Origin of the sequence: Oceanobacillus saliphilus (assembly GCF_023522835.1) — a bacterium.
In the GTDB taxonomy this organism is placed as follows: Bacteria; Bacillota; Bacilli; order Bacillales; family Amphibacillaceae; genus Oceanobacillus; species Oceanobacillus saliphilus.
Map to the genome: position 1 here is coordinate 1 of NZ_JALCZU010000238.1, position 255 is coordinate 255.

1 protein-coding gene is annotated in these 255 nt (G+C 50.2%); it reads right to left on the minus strand.

What is annotated here, in order from left to right; all coding sequences use genetic code 11:
- On the minus strand, positions 1-255 hold a 255-nt coding region (locus MN204_RS21925; protein ID WP_249872989.1), incomplete at both ends, for a protein kinase family protein.

A 255-nucleotide genomic window follows, 5' to 3' on the forward strand; every position in this document is an offset into this window, starting at 1 on the left:
GTTGGATGCGTCTTCTATCTTCTTTATCTTGATCTGCTCATAGTCAACGCGCATCGTGGCCAAGGCACTGGTCATCTCCTCCTTGACATCCTCCCATCGTTCCTTGTCCTCCTTCAGGACACGGCTGGTGTGCAGTGGAGTCTGAGGGACCTTCGTAGATTGCATGATCCAGGGGTGGTTCATGAATTCTGTGATGGTCATTCTCTGGGTGGGCTCTGTTTTTAGCAGATTCCGGATAAGCATCTTCACTTCTTC